Origin of the sequence: Micromonospora rhizosphaerae (assembly GCF_900091465.1) — a bacterium.
Classification (GTDB): Bacteria; Actinomycetota; Actinomycetes; order Mycobacteriales; family Micromonosporaceae; genus Micromonospora; species Micromonospora rhizosphaerae.
The window spans coordinates 5534814-5552109 of record NZ_FMHV01000002.1 but is presented as its reverse complement, the minus strand read 5'-3'; the positions used below and the strand labels follow the sequence as shown (position 1 = coordinate 5552109).

Below are 17296 nucleotides of genomic sequence, written 5' to 3'. Positions count from 1 at the left end.
TCGGGCACGGTGTCTCGACAGATGTTCAACGCCGGGTGTGCTGACCACGACAATCGTCCATCGCCGCGCGGGCCGGTCGCGCCTACGGTCGTCGCCACGATCGAGGTCGGTACAGCCGGGCTCGGGGAGGGGCCCGGAGGCCTACCGCGGCTTCGCCGACCCCAGTCGCAGTTACGACGAGGGAGAGGAGCTTCGGATGGCCAGACATGTCAACGTACTCACGGGTCTGGTGGTCGTCGCGATGGCCGCTGGGGCGTGCGGGGGAGACCCGGGCGGCACGGGTACCAGCACCGGCGAGGCGAAGAACGTCGTCGTCGGCGTGGACCTGCCGTTCCAGGGCGCGTCCAAGGACGCCTCCGACGCCACATGGAACGCCATGCAGCTCTACCTAGAGCAGCAGGGCGGCAAGGCCGGCAAGCACACGGTGACACTAAAGAAGTACGACGACTCCACGGCGGCCAAGGGCGCGTGGGACGACGCCACCTGCGCCAAGAACGCGCAGGACCACGTCGCGAACGCCAACGAGGTCGCGGTCATGGGCACCTACAACTCCGGCTGCGCCAAGATCGAGGCTCCGGTGCTGAACGCGGACTCGACGGGACCGCTGCTGATGATCTCGCACGCGAACACCAACCCCGGCCTGACGAAGAAGTGGGACCCGGGCGAGCCGGAGAAATTCTTCCCAAGCGGCAAGCGGAACTACGGTCGGGTCATCACCACCGATGACTATCAGGGTGCCGCAGCCGCGCAGTTCGTCGCCAAGGACCTCCAGCTCAAGAAGTGCTACGTGCTCAATGACAACGAGACGTACGGCCAGGGCGTGGCCAAGACGTTCGCGGACGAGGCGAAGAAGCAGGGTATCGAGGTCGTTGGCGAGCAGGCCTGGGACAAGGCCCAGCCGAACTACGTGGCGCTGTTCCAGCAGGTCAAGTCGAAGAACCCAGACTGCGTCTACTTCGGCGGCATCTACGACAACAACGGCGGCCAACTGGTCAAGGACAAGGTCAAGGTCCTCGGCCCGAACAGCGGCCCGGTGAAGCTGCTCGGTCCCGACGGCTTCACGGGCTACACCGACCTGCAGAAGCTCGCCGAGGGCCAGGGCATGTACCTGACGTTCGCCGGCCTGGACACGGCGCAGCTGCGGGCGGCCGGCGGCGCCGCAGCCACCTTCCTCGACGCTTACAAGGCCAAGTACGGCTCCGACCCGGTCACCAGCTACGCAATGTACGGCGTGATGGCGCTGCAGGTGATCCTCGCCGCCATCGAGAAGTCCGACGGCACCCGCAAGGGCGTGCGGGACGCGGTGTTCGAGGGCTCCGGCATCTCCATCCCGGCAAGCAAGGCGGTGCTCGGCAAGGACCTGGCGATCGACCCGAAGAGCGGCGACGCCAGCGCCCGGGACATCTCGGTTTTGATCATGAAGGGCAACAAGGAGACGTTCCACAAAGCCTGGCCCGTCACCTCCTGACCCGCCGCTATCAGGGTGTGGCGCGCCGATGCTGGCGCGCCACACCACCGGACGCTCTACCCACCGCCGCACAGGGAGCCCCATGACCCCGACCACCCTCGCCCCGACCGCCATCCGTCCCCCACTGTCCCGGCGGGCGGTCATCGAGCGCTCGGCTGCCACCTTGATCCTCGTCACCGTTGCGATATGGCTTCTCGCCAACGTCGTAGAGTCGCCGGGCCAGTTCTTCTCTGCCGCCGTTGCCGGGCTCAACAACGGCGCGCTCTACGCGCTCATTGCGCTGGGCTACACGATGGTGTACGGCATCATCCAGCTGATCAACTTTGCCCACGGGGACTTGTTCATGCTGGGCACGCTCTTCAGCGGCTTCCTGCTCACGACCGTCATGGGGCAGCGGGAGTCCAACGTGGTGGCCTGGCTGCTCTTTCTGGTCACCCTGCTCGCCACGATGGCCTTCTGCGGCACGCTCAACGTAATGATCGAGTTTCTCGCCTACCGCCGCCTGCGTCGTGCGCCCAGACTCGCCCCCCTCATCACGGCGGTGGGCATGAGCTTCGTGCTCCAGCAGATCGGTCTGCTCTGGAATGGCTCGGGCCAGAGGCAGTGGCCAAGCGTCCTACCGTCGGGCGCCATCCACCTCGGCGCTGTCCAGATCGACTACAAGTTCCTCATCATCATCGTCCTCACGGTGCCGCTGCTGCTGCTGATGAGCTGGCTGGTCACGAGGACCAAGCAGGGGAAGGCGATGCGGGCGACATCGCAGGACCAGGACGCCAGCCGGCTGATGGGCATCAGCGTGAACTCGACGATCTCCTTCACGTTCCTCCTTGGCGGGGCGCTGGCCGGGGCGGCCGGTGTCATGTACCAGCAGACGATCGCCTCGACCCGCTTCGACCTCGGCTTCCAGCTCGGGCTCATCGCATTCACTGCGGCGGTCCTCGGCGGCATCGGCAATCTGACCGGTGCTGTGCTCGGGGGCGTCCTGATCGGGCTGATCCAGGGCATCAACGACGGCGCACCGTACGGACTCGGGCAGAAGTGGTCGCAGACCGTGGTCTTCAGCATCCTGATCCTGCTGATGGTGTTTCGACCGGACGGCCTGCTCGGCCGCGCGACAGGGGAGTAGCCGTGGGATACGACCTGTCCAGGCCTGTGCCGCCACCGCAGCGTCGACGCTGGGTGCCCGAGCATCTGCGGTGGCCGATCGGCTTCGCCCTCGCCGCACTGGCCGTGTTCTTCCTGCATTACTACGCCAGCAGACTCGGGGCCGACGGGTTCCTCCAGACCTGGCTCCCGCGCGCGTCGCTGAACGAGGCGCTCGTCTGGGTGATCTGCGCGCTCGGCCTCAACATCGTCGTGGGGTACGCCGGCCTGCTGGATCTCGGGTTTGTCGCGTTCTGGGCCATCGGCGGTTACACGGCCGCGTGGCTGATGTCGGCGTTCTTCTATCAGATCCGGGTGCACCTGTTGGGGTCGGTGCCGACCAACCAGCCGGGCATCCATTTCAGCTTCTGGATGGTGCTCGTCGCCGGTGCGGCTCTGTGCTTCGTCTTCGGGGTCATCATCGGTGCACCCACCCTCCGGCTGCGCAGCGACTATCTCGCGCTCGTCACGCTCGGATTCGGCGAGATCATCCCACAGGTCTTCCGGAACGGAGACAACGTCTTTGGGTTCAACCTTTCCAACGGGGACAAGAGCATTACGCCGGTCGACCCGATCTACAGCGTCGCGATCGAGGCGAATGGTCTGAGCATCCGTAACCTCGGTCCGTTCGACCTGCTGTCGAAGTACCTGATCTTCGTCGCGCTCGCCGCGCTCATCATCTTCATCTCACTGCGGCTGCGGGAGGGCAAGCTCGGCCGGGCGTGGCTGGCGATCCGCGAGGACGAGGTGGCGGCGAGCGCCATGGGCGTGCCGCTCATGCGCACGAAGCTTGCGGCGTACGGCATCGGCGCGGTGGCCGGGGGCATCGGTGGGGTCGCGTACGCCACGCACGTGAATGGCGCCTTCGCGGGAACGTTCCGGTTCTCCATCTCCATCACGCTGCTCGCGATGGTGGTGCTCGGCGGCATGGGCAATGTGTGGGGTGTGACGCTCGGTGCGCTGATCCTCGCCTGGGTGAACTCGACCGGCCTACCGCAGTTCGGCAACGCCTTCAACGCACAGTTCGGCACCGAGATCAACTTCACGTCATACAACTTCCTACTTTTCGGCGGGGCGCTGGTGTTGATGATGCTCTTTAAACGGGAGGGCTTCCTGCCGGAGTCCCGGACGCGCCTGGTGCTGCGCGAGCACGAGAAGACCGCCGTGGGTCAGGATGCGATCGAGGTGGACGAGCTCGACGAGCAGGTCGAGCGCGCGGCGGCCGGCGAGGGGAGTGACCGACGGTGACTACGACGACCAAGACGACCGAGACCCGGACGGCCCTGCGAGCCGAACACCTCACAGTCCGCTTCGGCGGCCTCGTGGCGGTGAACGACGTCAGCTTCACGGTGCCCGAGGGCGGGATCGTGAGCATGATCGGCCCTAACGGGGCCGGCAAGACGACCTTCTTCAACGCGCTCACCGGGCTTTACGAGCTGACCGCAGGCCGCGTTTACATCGGCGACCGCGACATCACCAACTTGGCACCGCACCGCATCGCCGCCCTTGGCGTTGGCCGGACGTTTCAGAACATCCGGCTGTTCGGACTGATGACCGCCGAGGAGAACGTCAAGGTGGCCATGCATTCCCACCTGCGCTCCGGGGTGACCGCGACGGTGCTGCACACCCCGAGGCAGCGCCGCGAGGAGCGCGAGGCGCGGGAAACGGCGCGGGAACTGCTCGACTTCGTGGGCATCGGCCGGGCCGCCGACGAGTACGCCCGCAACCTCTCCTACGGCGACCAGCGTCGGCTCGAGGTCGCCCGGGCGCTCGCGGTGCGGCCGAGCGTGTTGCTGCTCGACGAGCCGACGGCCGGGATGAACCCGCGGGAGTCCGCCCGGTTCACCGAGTTCGTCCACCGGGTGCGCGAGGCGAAGAACCTGTCAGTGCTGCTCATCGAGCACGACATGAGCGTCGTGATGCGGGTTTCGGAACGGATCACCGTGCTCGACCACGGCGAGCGCATCGCCGAGGGAACACCGGAGCAGATCCGGTCCGACGCCCGCGTCATCGAGGCCTACCTGGGCAAGGCCGCCCGGGAGCGGAGGTTGTGACCATGCCGAACGCCTTCCACGCCGTCCCTGTCCCGGAGCAGCGTCCCCCGTCCAGCGAGCCGATGCTCTCGCTCGATCGGATCGAGGTCTACTACGGCAACATCGCCGCCGTGAGGGGCCTCACCCTCACCGTCATGCCCGGCGAGATCGTCACGCTGCTCGGATCGAACGGGGCCGGAAAGTCCACCACGCTGCGTACCATCTCCGGGCTGCTGCATCCGCGCCGCGGCACGATGACCTTCGAGGGGCGCCGGCTCAACGGGCTGCCCGCGCACCAGATCGTGCGCCTCGGGATCGTTCAGGCGCCGGAGGGTCGCCGGATCTTCCCGCGGATGAGCGTCGATGAAAACCTCGACCTCGGCGCGTTCGTGCGCACCGACAGGCACGGGATCGCCGCCGACAAGGAGCAGGTCTACGAGCTGTTCCCCCGCTTGCGCGAACGCATCGCGCAGCGCGCGGGCACGTTGTCCGGGGGCGAGCAGCAGATGCTCGCCCTCGGCCGGGCGCTCATGGCGAGGCCGAAGCTGCTGCTCCTCGACGAGCCGTCAATGGGTCTCGCCCCGGTGCTCGTCGAACTCATCTTCGAGACCATCGCCCGCATCCGGCAGCAGGGCACCACGGTGCTGGTCGTCGAGCAGAACGCGCTCGCGGCACTGGAGATCGCCGACCGGGCGTACGTGCTGGAGTCCGGCCGGCTGAAGGTGTCAGGCGCGGCCGTCGACGTCGCGAACAACCCGGAGGTCGTCCAGGCGTACCTCGGCGGCTGATCACGGTTGGGGAAGCACTGCCTTCGCACGCCTTGCCGGTCTCAGTTGTGCCGGATATGTGCCCGACGATCTTCACACTAGCCCGTGTTTCGTAAGGCTCTGCTAGGCGGTGAGAAGCCGGCGTGGCGGTGATCGATAAGAGAGGAGGTCTCCGGTAGATCGGTTAGCGACCAAGCAAACCGAAGACCGACCGGAGACCTCGTGCCCAGGGTAGCGGCAGCGAGGCGGCACGATCTCACCGACGCTCAGTGGGCGGGGCTGCGGCCTGTTCTGCCTGTGGAGCCGGGCCGGGGGCGTCCGCCGCGTTGGACGAAACGGCAGATCATCGACGGGATCCGGTGGCGGGTCCGGACCGGGACGCCGTGGCGGGATGTGCCGGAGGTGTATGGGCCTTGGCAGACCTTGTATCGCTGGTTCCGGCGCTGGCAGCGTGACGGCACGTGGGCGAAGGTCCTGGCAGGGTTGCAGGCCGGGGCGGACGCCGCCGGGAAGATCGACTGGACGGTGAGCGTCGATTCCACGATCAGCCGCGCCCACCAGCACGCTGCGGGTGCCCGCCGGGACGGTCACCTGCAGAAGGAGCCGCCGGGTGGTGTTGCCACCGAGCCTGCCGATCACGGGCTGGGTCGTTCCCGGGGCGGGTTCACCACCAAGACGCACCTGGCCTGCGAGCAGGGCCGTAAGACCCTCGCCGTGGTGATCACCGGTGGGCAGCGCGGAGACAGCCCGCAGTTCATCACCGTGCTGGAGCGGATCAAGGTGTACCGGGTCGGCGGCGGCCGGCCCCGGACTCGTCCCGACCTGGTCCTGGCCGACAAGGCGTACACCGGCCGCGGCAACCGCGGGTATGCCCGCCGCCGAAAGATCCGGGTCTGCATCCCGAGCAAGGCCGACCAGGACGCTCACCGTAAGGCCAAGGGATCCAAAGGCGGACGACCACCCGCCTTCAACCCGGTCGACTACCGATTGCGGCACGCCGTGGAGTGCGGCATCAACCAGCTCAAACAGCACCGCGCCATGGCCACCCGCTACGACAAACTCGCCGTCCGCTTCGAAGCCACCGTCACCGTCGCCATCATCAACCAGTGGCTCCGAGCCTTATGAAACACGGGCTAGGCCGGGCAGGCCGTACGGGAAGGGCCCTTGTTGGCAAGGGGCCCTTCCACGCGCCTCAGTCGAGCAGCTCGGTCACCGTGCCGGCGGCCAGTGTACGCAGGCAAGCAGGCACGGGACACGCTGAGCGTCCATCCGGTACTACCCTGAGCCTCGCAACGCGGCGGTCGCCGCCCGGCAGACCACAGCCGGCTAGACGTAGTTATGGGAGTTGGCCCGTGAATCTGCCAGAAGCCGACCCGATGCGAGACCGGATCGACACGACGACCGCGCACCCGGCCCGCCGCTACAACTACTGGCTCGGCGGCAAGGACAACTTCGCGGCCGACCGCGAGTCCGCGGACCGGATCGCTGCGGCCTGGCCCAGCGCGCCGATCGCCGCCCGGGAGAACCGGCGTTTCCTGCGCAGGGCCACCACCTACCTGGCCCGCGAGGCGGGCATTCGGCAGTTCCTTGACATTGGCACCGGCCTGCCCACCGCCAACAACACACACGAGGTCGCCCAGGCGATCGCTCCTGAGACACGAGTCGTCTACGTGGACAACGACCCCATGGTGATGGCTCACGCGCGGGCACTGCTCACCAGCGCCCCCGAAGGCCGCACCGCCTACCTCGAAGCCGACCTCCGCGAGCCAGAGACAATCCTTACCCACCCGGACCTGCTCGCCACGCTGGACCTGTCCCGCCCAATCGGGCTGATGCTCGTCGCAGTGCTGCACTTCATACCCGGCCCCGGGGCCGCAGCGCCGATCGTCGCGCGCCTGCTCGACGCGCTCCCAACCGGAAGCTACCTGGTCGCCACCAACGCCACGAAGGACTTCCTTTCCGAGCCCGTGGCCGCCGTCTACGACCGCATGCTCGCCACTGGACAGACCGACATCTGGCCGCGGACCAGGGCCGAGTTCGCCGCCCTACTTAGGGACCTCGACGTCGTGGAGCCCGGCGTCGTCCCCGTCAACGAGTGGCGTGCCGAGAGCGAGGAAGCCCCACGGCCGGCCTCCGCGGACGTGTCGGTCTACGGAGCCGTCGCCCGGCTCCCGTGACCGCTGCGCCAACCTTGGCGACGGCGCCAAGGATGCGGATCATCGCTTCCGATGGGCGCCGGTCCGGGGTGATGCCCAGCGCGAGCGCGGTCGCGGCCGGGACATCAGCGATCCACTCGGCGATCGCGGTGTATGAGTGGTAGCCGGCCACCACGGCACACACGGCCGCGGCGACCACGACCGTCAGCCGGTGCCGCACCCCGCGGTGAGCTGGGGGATCTGGCAGACCGGCCAGCGCCGCGGGCAGCCCAGCAGCGGCTTCGAACACGGTGACCGCCGGTGCGCCGGACAAGGACGAGATCAGCGATGATGGCAGCGCGGGCATGACTCACTTCGGACGATCAACAAGGCGTAGGAACCTCGATGATCACCGGAACCGGTCATGCCCGCCCTGCTACCACCAGCAAGGGCGCGTCTACACCAACCACATCAAGACGGGCACCCTCACGACTTTGCCAGGGGCCCTGCCACGAGGGTGGACTCCAAACTCGCTGCCCGTTGCCCCATTCGAATCGATCGATCAGGATGTGGTGCTCAATGACGTTGCCGGCGTGGTGCTCATAAGGCTTGCCGAAAACACTCGACAAGGTGCCTGGCCCGGTGACGGTGGCGCCGTTGATGTTGAGCCGGCCGGTCGCCGCCTCCGAGGTCGCCGCCGAGCTCGTACGCCTGGCCGAAGGCCCCGCCCAGGGCCGGGCGACCGAGCTGGCCGGCCCCGAGGTGCTGAAGATGGCATCGATGATGCGCCGCCTGGCCAAGGGCAAACTGGTGCTGACGGTGCCCGTCGGTAAGGCGATGGCGAACGGTGGCGTGCTGCCGGCCGGCGACTTCCACAGCGGGAAGATCCCCTTCGAGCAGTGGGCGGCGTCGCGATGACCGTGGCGGCCAAGCGCTGGATGGCCGGGCTGCTGGCAGTGGCGGCGGCCTACCAGGGGGTGTGGGCGGCGGCGTTCCCGCTGTCGTTCTACAACGACTTCCCGGCGCCGGGGCTCCACTGGGTGGCGGCGCTCGGCCCGTACAACGAGCATCTGGCCCGCGACGTGGGGGCGCTCAACCTGGCGCTGCTGGTGCTGAGCGTGTGGGCGCTGCGCCGCCCGACCCCCCCCGGGAGTCCCTGGCGGTGACTGGGGGCGCATGGTTGATCTACAACGCGATCCACTTCCTGTGGCACCTGCTGCACCTGGACGTCTTCCCGAGCATCGACAAGATCGGCGTGGCGGTGATATTGGGTGGCCTCCTGATCCTCTCGATCCTCATGATGCTGCCCGTCAAGGAGACCAAACCCGGTCCTTCCGTACGCCTCGGCGAGGTCGGTGGGCAGGGCTGACCTCAGACGTACGCCCGCGGTGTGCCGTCCTTTTCGACGGTGGAACACCACGGGAGCGCCTGGGTTTCTCCCGCGCTCGCGGGGTGGGCGTCTTGCTGGGCTCGCGTGGTCGGCGCGTGCCAGCGTTTTGCTGAGCTCGCGGCCCGCGTGCGCCGGTGTTGGGTTGCGCCCGCCGGGTCAGCGCGCCGGCCAGGACGACCGGCTCGGCGGCGGTGACGTCCGCGGCCGTGCGGCGCAGCAGGCGCAGGCAAAGGATTTCCCGCAATCGACCCGATAGACGTAGATGCTTAAGGTCGTCTCAGTGCAGGGTGAGCGGGGTTTCGGACCCGATACGGGACAGCTTCTCCGGGTTACGGACGTAGTAGATGCCGGTGACGCGGGCGTCCTCGATCCGCAGCGCGGCGACGCCGTCGATCTCCCCGTCGACGCGAAACAGCAGTGCCGGGCTGCCGTTGATCACGGTCGGTTCGGTGGTGAGCGTGCCTCCGACCTTTTGCATGCTACCGATGAACATGCGGACCGCCTTCTCCGCGCCGACGATCGGCCGCAGCGCGGCCTGTTTGAAGCCGCCGCCGTCGCTGACCACGACCACCTCGGGCGCGAGCACGTCGAGCAGGCCCCGCAGGTCGCTGGTCTCGACCGCGCGCTGGAACGCCTCCAGCGCCGCCCGCCTTTCGCTCGGGGAGACCACCTTGCGGGGGCGGCGGGCATCGACGTGCCGCCGGGCGCGGTGCGCGATCTGGCGTACGGCCGCCGGGCTCTTGTCGATGGCCGCCGCGATCTCGTCGTAGCTGACCTCGAACGCCTCGCGCAGCACGAAGACGGCGCGCTCGGTCGGCGAGAGCGTCTCGAGGACGAGCATCATCGCCATCGACACACTCTCGGCCAGCTCGACATCCTCGGCCGTGTCCGGCGCGGTGAGCAGCGGCTCGGGCAGCCAGGGACCGACATACGCCTCCTTGCGCCGCTGCAGGGTGCGCAGGCGGTTGAGCGACTGGCGGGTGGTGATCCGGATCAGGTAGGCGCGCTGATCGCGTACCTGATCCAGATCGACCTTGACCCACCGCAGCCAGGTCTCCTGCAGCACGTCCTCCGCGTCGGCCGCCGATCCGAGGATCTCGTAGGCGACGGTGAACAGCAGGTTTCGGTGGGCAACGAAGGTCTCGGTCGCCGGGTCACCGGCGTGGTCGCTCATCCCGGCACCTCTCCTTAGGCCCGCCGGCCGGTGACCGTCGGCGCCTCGCCGGCCTTGGCGCGCCGCAGCTCCTGGCGCTGGCGATCCTTGAACCAGAGATTGAGCGAGCCGGGTCTGCGCGCCTCTTGCGCCATCTGCCAGATGGTGCTCTTGCACACGGCCTCCTTGAGCATCGCCATGGACCCGCCGCCCAGGTAAGACACCCCTGTCACGGTGTCGTCTTTCTTGGCGTACTGGACGATTCCGGCGCGGCGCCCCAGGCTGATGCACTGGCCGAAAAACCCGACGTTGAAGTCGGCGGGCTGCTTGCCGGCGATCCGGCTCAGCACCGTCTCGGCGGCCTGCGGGCCCAGCTGCACCGCGGACTGGCAGCTCATCCGCACCGGCAGGTTCGACGGTGCCGCCGAGTCCCCGGCCGCGACGACGCGTGCGTCGTCCACGCTCGTGAGCGTCTCGTCGGTGAGCAGGCGCCCCAAGGCATCCGTGCTCAGCCCGCTGCGGGCGGCCAGATCCGGCACGCCGAATCCCGCGGTCCAGATGGTCACGCCGCTGCGCAACTCGCGGCCGTCGGCGAGCTGGACGGCATCGCGTGTCACGCCCGTCACCGTCGCGCCGGGGCCCTCGATCACGGTCACGCCGAGCGTGGTGAGCCGCTCGGCCACCGAGCGCCGGGCCCGGGGATGCAGGTAGGGCCCGAGCACCTTTCCGCACACCAGGGTCACCTTCCGGCCCAGCTCCGCCAGCTCGGAAGCGGTTTCAAGGCCGGTCGACCCGGCTCCCACCACCGTCACCGCGGCCGATGCGGGCGCGGCGTCGACGACCGGCCGCAGCCGCCGCGCCTCCTCCAGGATGGAGATCGGGTAGGCGTGCTCTGCCGCGCCGGGCACGCTCGGGTCGGCGCTGCCGCTGCCCACGGCGTAGATCAGGTAGTCGTAGCCGAGCGTGCCGCCGCTCGCCAGGGTCACGCGACGCTCGGACGTGTCGATCCGGGTCACGGTGTCGACCACCAGCCCGACGCCGCCGGCCAGAATCCTTTGGTAGTCCACCACCGCGTCGTCCGACCCGCCGACGAGCTGGTGCAGGCGGATCCGCTCGACAAAGGCCGGACGCGGGTTGATCAGGGTCACTGTCACGCCGTCGCGCCGCGTCAGGCGGTTGGCCGCCATCACGCCGGCGTATCCGCCGCCGACCACGATGACATCGGTGTTCTCAGCCATGGCCTCTCCTTCTTCAAGGTGCGGCCTCAAGACACCGCGCGTCCGGCGGTTTGTGACATCAGTGAGTCAGGTCACTCGCCGAGCGCCGAGTCAAGCACGTGTTCTGCGTGCTGGAGCTGTTCCACGCCGGCCTCAAGCGCCGCGACATTTTCGCCAAGGTGTCCGACCGGTTCGCCGACCCGCGGGCCCGGCTGCTGTCCGACGACGCGTGGGAGGCGGTCAAGCAGCCGGTACTGTCCGCGTTGCTGCTGCCCGAAGACCCCAGCGAGCTGCTGGAGGCCCACGCTGGTGACCTGGACGAGGCGTGGCGAGCGACCGCCGCGGGCCTGGACGCCAACACGCACCTGAGCGTGGGCGCCGACGGCCTGCCCGGCTGGCCCACGTCGACCAGCACTACCTGCGCCCGGACACCTACATCGCGGCCAATGCGGTACTCATCGATACCCAGGCCGGTATCGGCCTGGCGCAGGCGTGGGGCGGCGGGATGGTCGCCGCGGTGGATGGGGTGCGGTTCGTCGTGCCGGTGCGCAGCATCGACGCCCGGCCCAGCCCGAAGTACTTCGCCCGCAAGAAGGGCGTGACCTGGCTCAACATGATCTCTGACCAGCGCATCGGGCTGGCCGGCCGGGTCGTGTCGGGCGCGGCGAAAGACACCCTGCACTTCGTGGACCTGATCTTCAACCCCGACAGCGACCGCCGGCCCGAGGTTTTGATCACCGACCAGGGCTCGTACTCCGACATCGTGTTCGCCATCGTGACGCTGCTCGGGTTCGACTAAGGGCCGGTGCTGGCCGATCTGCCCGACGCGAAGCTGTGGCGGATCAACCGCGGCGCCGACTACGCCGCGCTGGACCGGGCTGCCCGCGGCACCATCGACCTGGAGAAGATCGCCCGGCACTGGAGCGACATCCTGCGGATCGTCTGCTCGATCTACACCCATACCGTGTCGGCCCACGACGTAATCCGTATCTTGCAGCGCGATGGTCGGCCCACCCAGCTCGGTGATGCGTTCGCCATGTACGGGCGGATCTTCAAGACCCTGCACGTGCTCACATTCGTCGACGACCCGGCGTACCGGCGTGAAATGAAGGCGATGCGCAACCTCAACGAGGGGCGTCACGACCTGGCCCGGCATATCTTCTACGGCCGCAAGGGGGAGCTGCACCGGGCGTACCGCGACGGGCAGGAAGACCAGCTCGGCGCGCTCGGGCTCGTCCTGAATTGCGTGACGTTGTGGAGCCCGGTCTATCTGGACCGGGCGTTGGCCAAGCTGCGGGCGCAGGGCTACCCGGTGCTGGAGGACGGCGTGGCCCGCCTGTCGGCGTACGTGCGCCGGCATATCAACGTGCACGGCGACCACTCGTTCCGGCTACCCGACTGCGGCGGCGCCTGGCGGTCGCTGCGCGATCCCGACGACGCCGACCCGGACGAGGGCGACTGGATCCGATCACGGCCACCATGGCGTTGGCGGCTACTCGTGTTGCTCCACAATCGCCGCGGCGACGTCCCGGCCGACCGCGAACACGGTGCCGATTCGGTCGGCGGCCACGGTGAGCTGGTCGCTGGCGCGGGCGAGGTTGGTGGTGATGTGCAGCGCTCTCGGGTCGTCCGGGCTGCGTACCGTGCACACCTCCAGCAGCAGCTTGAGTGTTTCGGCCGTGCCGTCCGCCGCAGCCATCACCCCCAGATCGACCGGTACCGAGCACCGGTTTCCTCATGGTCAACGGGTTCGAGGAGGCGCTGGCGGCGGCCCGGCGGGCGGCCGGCGACAGCGGCATCGCCATTGGCGGGGGCGCTGACATCATCCGGCAGGCGCTCACGGCGGGGGTGGTCGACGAGCTCGGCATCACCACCGCTCCGGTCGTCCTCGGCCGGGGGAAAGGGCTCTTCGAGGGCTTCGACCGCGATATCGACCTCAAGATCCTTTCGGTCCACCGCTCGCCGTACGCTGTTCATGTGCGGTACGCCGTCGTGCGCTGATCCCGTCGTGGCGGGGAGGCCCACCCGCAGGGCACGCACGGGTCGACGAACCGGGGGTGCGCCCACCACTCGGGCGCGTCGCCGGGGCTGGCCTTGATCTGCATCTCCTCGCCGTACTCACGGCGGCTTCAACGGTGACGGTGCGACCGGGCATGTCCAGCAGCGGTGCCAGCCGGCGGGGCCGAGCCTGCAGACGATGAGCAGCTGGAATACCCGTGCCTCCACCGCGGCGGGCGTCCTGTGGGGCAGTCGGTGGGCCACGCTGGGCCGGTCGACAAGGCCGACGTCGCCTTCTGCTCGCCAGCGGGCCAGCCACTGGTAGCCGGTCGCCCGCGCGCAGCCGAGTTCCTTGACCACGTGGGCGACCGGCCGGCCCTCGCCGACGACACGCGCGATGAGCAGCCGGCGGGCGTACACGGTCAGGCGGGCATTACGGTGGGCCATCGAGACCTCCGGTTCGGATGTGGGCGTCAGCACCTCACACCTCGCCGGAGGTCTCCCTATTGATCAAGCCGACACGCCGTCAACAACGCTCGTGGTCAATACAGCTAGGCGCCGAAGCTGAGCTTCCGCGTCCTTAATTGGCCGAACGTACAGGCCGAACGGCCTAGGTGCGGGTGGGTGGTCTCCCATACAGTGCCCAGTCAGCACTTGATCACCTGGCTGCGGACCCGCAGCGGTCGATACCGGAAGGGTGCGGCCAACCCGGGCGAGACGAGAGGGGCGGTCCGGCGTCGCGAAAAAGCAAAGCAAGGGCTCTGCGCCACCGTCACGCGAACCGCTTGTGTGTCCCGCCGGAGCGGGGCGTCAACCCTGACGGGGCTGACCGAGCGTCGTGGCGGATGGCGCTTGCGCCAGGCGCGGAGGAGTGAATGCAACCAGTGCGGCCCGTCTCGCCGTCGAGCGTGGACATTGGTTAGGCCGAGCGGCATGGATCGCTGCGCCTGCGGGCCAAAACCAGAGTTGGAGGGGACGTGCTGATCGGGGTGCCCAGGGAGGGTCGGCCAGGGGAGACGCGGGTGGCGGCTACGCCGGCGACTGTACGTCAACTCACCGGTCTTGGTTACGGGGTGGTTGTTGAAAGCGGCGCCGGATTGGCCAGCAGTTTCCTTGATGAGTCCTATGTCGGGTCGGGCGCCCGGATCGGGTCGACATCTGAGGCGTGGTCGGCGGATGTCGTGCTGCACGTGGCCAAGCCGACCGCCGAGGAGGTCGCACGGCTGCGCCGTGGTGCCCTGCTGGTCAGCTTGCTGACCCCGGCCCTCGATTCCGAGTTGATCGACACGCTCGCCGCCCAGTCGGTCACGGCGCTGGCGATGGATGCCGTCCCCAGGATCTCGCGGGCCCAGTCGCTGGATGTGCTCAGTTCTATGGCCAACATCGCCGGGTACCGCGCGGTCGTTGAGGCCGCGCACGCCTTCGGCCGCTTCTTCACCGGCCAGGTGACCGCCGCCGGGAAGGTGCCCCCGGCCAAGGTGCTGGTGGTCGGCGCCGGCGTGGCGGGGCTGGCCGCGATCGGCGCGGCGAGCAGACTCGGCGCGATCGTGCGCGCCGCCGACGTTCGCGCGGAGGTCGCCGAGCAGGTGCGTTCGCTGGGCGGTGAGTATGTGGCCGTGCCAGACGCCGAGCAGCAGGTCAGCACCGACGGCTATGCCAGGGAGATGTCCGACGATTACCACCGCCGGGCCGCTGAGCTCTACGCCGAGCAGGCCCGGGACGTCGACATCATCATCACCACCGCGTTGATCCCCGGCCGGACCGCGCCGAGGCTGATCACCGAGGAGATGGTCGCCAGCATGCGGCCGGGCAGTGTGATCGTCGACATGGCCGCCGACCAGGGCGGCAACGTGGCGGGCTCAGTACCCAATCAGGTTGTCACCACCGCCAACGGCGTGTTGATCATCGGCTACACCGACCTACCCGGCCGGCTGCCGGCCCAGGCCTCACAGCTGTTCGGTACCAACGTGGTCAACCTCATGAAGCTGCTGACCCCCGGCAAGGACGGGCAGGCCGTGCTCGCCCTCGACGACGTAGTGCAGCGGTCGATGACCGTCGTCCGAAACGGCGAGAAGCTCTGGCCCCCGCCGCAGGTGCAGGTCTCGGCGGCTCCGGCCGCCGCTCCCGTGGCACGGCCTGCCACCCCCGCGCCCGCCGAGAAGCCGGCAGCGTCGCCCGCCCGGACGTTCGCTGTGGTGGGCCTCGGAGCGGTGCTGCTCTTTCTTGTTACCGCCTTCTCGCCAGGCCGCCTGATCGAGAATCTCACCGTCTTCGCATTGGCGATCGTGGTCGGCTTCTATGTGATCGGGCACGTGCACCACGCGCTGCACACTCCGCTGATGTCGGTGACCAACGCAATCTCCGGGATCATCGTGGTCGGCGCCCTGTTGCAGATGGGCCACGCCAGCACCCTGGTTACCGTCCTCGCGTTCGTCGCGATTCTGGTGGCCTCCATCAACGTTTTCGGCGGCTTCGCCGTGACCCGCCGCATGCTTCGCATGTTCACGAGGGGCTGATCATGACTGCCGTCTCCGCCGCTTCGGCGGCCTACATCGTCGCCGGCTTGTTGTTCGTCCTGAGCCTGGCCGGCCTGTCGAAGCATGAAACCGCCAAGTCCGGCATCGTTTACGGCATCGCCGGCATGGCGCTCGCGCTCGTGGCGACCGTCGGCCTGGCCTCGCGCAGCGTCGAGGCATCCGCGATCGCGCTGATCGTCGTCGCGATGGCCCTCGGCGCCGCAGTCGGCATCTGGCGCGCCGGTAGGATCGAGATGACCGGCATGCCCGAGCTGATCGCGTTGCTGCACAGCTTCGTCGGTCTGGCCGCGGTACTGGTCGGCTGGAACGGCTACCTGTCGGTCGAGGCTGAAGGCGCCGCGCAGCCCGAGCTCGCGCACGAGTTGCTGGGTATCCATTCGGCCGAGGTGGCCATCGGCGTCTTCATCGGGGCGGTGACATTCACCGGCTCGATCGTTGCGTTCCTCAAGCTGTCAGCGCGGATCAACAGCAACCCGCTGATGCTGCCGGGCCGCAACTGGCTCAACGTCGCTGCCCTGGCCGCGTTTGTCGGTCTGACCGTCGCCTTCGTCATGAGCCCGGGCCTGGGGCTGCTCGCCGCCGTCACGGTGCTCGCACTGGCCCTCGGCTGGCACCTGGTCGCCTCGATCGGCGGCGGCGACATGCCGGTCGTTGTGTCGATGCTCAACAGCTACTCAGGCTGGGCCGCCGCGGCGTCGGGCTTCCTGCTCGACAACAACCTGCTGATCCTCACCGGCGCACTGGTCGGCTCCTCCGGCGCATACCTCTCGTACATCATGTGCCGGGCGATGAACCGATCCTTCATCTCCGTGATCGCCGGGGGCTTCGGCAACGAGGGCGCGGTCGCCCCTGCGGCAATGGAGGGCGAGCACACCGAGATCACCGCTGAGGAGGCCGCCGAGCTGCTGCACACCGCCAAGTCGGTGATCATCACGCCCGGCTACGGCATGGCTGTGGCGCACGCACAGGGCGCCGTCGCCGAGCTGACCCGGAAGCTGATCGATGAGGGGGTGGAGGTCCGTTTCGGCATCCACCCGGTCGCCGGCCGCCTGCCGGGGCACATGAACGTGTTACTCGCCGAGGCGAAGGTCCCCTACGACATCGTCCTGGAGATGGACGAGATCAACGACGACTTCGCAAACACCTCGGTCGTCCTGGTCATCGGGGCCAACGACACGGTGAATCCGGCCGCGCTGGAGGACCCCGGCAGCCCGATCGCCGGCATGCCGGTGCTGGCGGTGTGGGAGGCCGAGAACGTGATCGTGTTCAAGCGGTCGATGAGCACCGGCTACGCCGGCGTCCAGAATCCGCTGTTCTTCCGCCAGAACACCCGGATGCTGTTCGGCGACGCCCGCGAGCAGGTCGAGGGCATCCTGAAGGCGCTTTGACCGCGACGTCGAACGACCCCGCCGGTGAGAGGAAACCAGTTGGCCTCACCGCCAACACGGCGGTGAC

16 protein-coding genes and 2 pseudogenes are annotated in these 17296 nt (G+C 68.4%); 13 read left to right on the top strand and 5 right to left on the bottom strand.

The features are described 5' to 3' along the window. Positions 1-196: 196 nt before the first annotated feature. The 7 genes and pseudogenes from GA0070624_RS26115 (at position 197) to GA0070624_RS26085 (ending at position 7588) form a co-directional block, all read left to right on the top strand. Positions 197-1468: a branched-chain amino acid ABC transporter substrate-binding protein gene (locus GA0070624_RS26115; RefSeq protein ID WP_091345580.1), complete on the top strand. Its 1272-nt coding sequence runs from the start codon at positions 197-199 to the stop codon at positions 1466-1468. Between the two features lie 163 nt (positions 1469-1631). After that, positions 1632-2594, top strand: a complete 963-nt coding sequence (locus GA0070624_RS26110) for a branched-chain amino acid ABC transporter permease (protein ID WP_218105304.1) — start codon at positions 1632-1634, stop codon at positions 2592-2594. After that, positions 2507-3640, top strand: a pseudogene (locus GA0070624_RS26105) (branched-chain amino acid ABC transporter permease); the annotation flags it as partial. The gene GA0070624_RS26110 and the pseudogene GA0070624_RS26105, both read left to right, overlap by 88 nt. A gap of 215 nt (positions 3641-3855) precedes the next feature. Beyond that, positions 3856-4665 (top strand): ABC transporter ATP-binding protein, encoded by an 810-nt coding sequence (locus GA0070624_RS26100; protein ID WP_091345578.1) that lies wholly within the window; start codon positions 3856-3858, stop codon positions 4663-4665. A gap of 2 nt (positions 4666-4667) precedes the next feature. After that, positions 4668-5432 carry an ABC transporter ATP-binding protein gene (locus tag GA0070624_RS26095; RefSeq protein WP_245718994.1) on the top strand — a complete coding sequence of 255 codons (765 nt, stop codon included), beginning with the start codon at positions 4668-4670 and terminating at the stop codon, positions 5430-5432. Between the two features lie 201 nt (positions 5433-5633). Then, a complete protein-coding gene (locus GA0070624_RS26090) occupies positions 5634-6536 on the top strand; it encodes an IS5 family transposase (RefSeq protein ID WP_091345318.1) in 903 nt (300 codons plus the stop codon). 251 nt (positions 6537-6787) lie between these two features. Further along, a complete protein-coding gene (locus GA0070624_RS26085; RefSeq protein ID WP_091345577.1) occupies positions 6788-7588 on the top strand; it encodes an SAM-dependent methyltransferase in 801 nt (266 codons plus the stop codon). Here GA0070624_RS26085 and GA0070624_RS36055 read toward each other — a convergent pair. Next, the gene (locus tag GA0070624_RS36055) at positions 7500-7913 is read right to left on the bottom strand and encodes a transposase family protein (RefSeq protein WP_245718993.1); all 414 of its coding nucleotides are present in this window, start codon (positions 7911-7913) and stop codon (positions 7500-7502) included. The genes GA0070624_RS26085 and GA0070624_RS36055 overlap by 89 nt on opposite strands. Positions 7914-8176: 263 nt before the next feature. Here GA0070624_RS36055 and GA0070624_RS26075 point away from each other — a divergent pair, with 263 nt between their 5' ends. The 3 genes from GA0070624_RS26075 to GA0070624_RS36045 are packed head-to-tail and all read left to right on the top strand — an operon-like array spanning position 8177 to position 8915. After that, the gene (locus GA0070624_RS26075; RefSeq protein ID WP_141715170.1) at positions 8177-8464 is read left to right on the top strand and encodes a Rossmann-fold NAD(P)-binding domain-containing protein; all 288 of its coding nucleotides are present in this window, start codon (positions 8177-8179) and stop codon (positions 8462-8464) included. After that, positions 8446-8712 (top strand): hypothetical protein, encoded by a 267-nt coding sequence (locus tag GA0070624_RS36050; RefSeq protein ID WP_245718992.1) that lies wholly within the window; start codon positions 8446-8448, stop codon positions 8710-8712. The genes GA0070624_RS26075 and GA0070624_RS36050 overlap by 19 nt, the downstream gene beginning before the upstream one ends. Beyond that, positions 8709-8915, top strand: a complete 207-nt coding sequence (locus tag GA0070624_RS36045; protein ID WP_245718991.1) for a hypothetical protein — start codon at positions 8709-8711, stop codon at positions 8913-8915. The genes GA0070624_RS36050 and GA0070624_RS36045 overlap by 4 nt, the downstream gene beginning before the upstream one ends. Positions 8916-9213: 298 nt before the next feature. Here the strand turns inward: GA0070624_RS36045 and GA0070624_RS26065 are convergent, their stop codons facing one another. The 3 genes from GA0070624_RS26065 to GA0070624_RS26055 all read right to left on the bottom strand — a co-directional run bounded on the left by GA0070624_RS26065 (position 9214) and on the right by GA0070624_RS26055 (position 11611). Then, positions 9214-10110 (bottom strand): RNA polymerase sigma-70 factor, encoded by an 897-nt coding sequence (locus GA0070624_RS26065; protein WP_091345575.1) that lies wholly within the window; start codon positions 10108-10110, stop codon positions 9214-9216. 14 nt (positions 10111-10124) lie between these two features. Beyond that, positions 10125-11327, bottom strand: coding sequence for an NAD(P)/FAD-dependent oxidoreductase (locus tag GA0070624_RS26060; protein WP_091345574.1), 1203 nt, complete (start codon positions 11325-11327; stop codon positions 10125-10127). A gap of 71 nt (positions 11328-11398) precedes the next feature. After that, positions 11399-11611, bottom strand: a complete 213-nt coding sequence (locus tag GA0070624_RS26055) for a hypothetical protein (RefSeq protein ID WP_091345572.1) — start codon at positions 11609-11611, stop codon at positions 11399-11401. A 20-nt stretch (positions 11612-11631) separates the two neighbouring features. On the opposite strand from GA0070624_RS26055, the pseudogene GA0070624_RS36990 reads away from it, so the two are divergent. After that, a pseudogene (locus GA0070624_RS36990) lies at positions 11632-13404 on the top strand (Tn3 family transposase). Between the two features lie 20 nt (positions 13405-13424). On the opposite strand, the gene GA0070624_RS26030 reads toward GA0070624_RS36990, so the two are convergent. Continuing rightward, positions 13425-13784: a leucine zipper domain-containing protein gene (locus GA0070624_RS26030; protein WP_245718990.1), complete on the bottom strand. Its 360-nt coding sequence runs from the start codon at positions 13782-13784 to the stop codon at positions 13425-13427. 497 nt (positions 13785-14281) lie between these two features. Here GA0070624_RS26030 and GA0070624_RS26025 point away from each other — a divergent pair, with 497 nt between their 5' ends. Next, positions 14282-15820 carry a Re/Si-specific NAD(P)(+) transhydrogenase subunit alpha gene (locus GA0070624_RS26025; protein ID WP_091345561.1) on the top strand — a complete coding sequence of 513 codons (1539 nt, stop codon included), beginning with the start codon at positions 14282-14284 and terminating at the stop codon, positions 15818-15820. Positions 15821-15822: 2 nt separating this feature from the next. Further along, complete coding sequence (pntB, locus tag GA0070624_RS26020; RefSeq protein ID WP_091345559.1) at positions 15823-17229, top strand: Re/Si-specific NAD(P)(+) transhydrogenase subunit beta; 1407 nt, start codon at positions 15823-15825, stop codon at positions 17227-17229. Positions 17230-17296 lie beyond the last annotated feature (67 nt).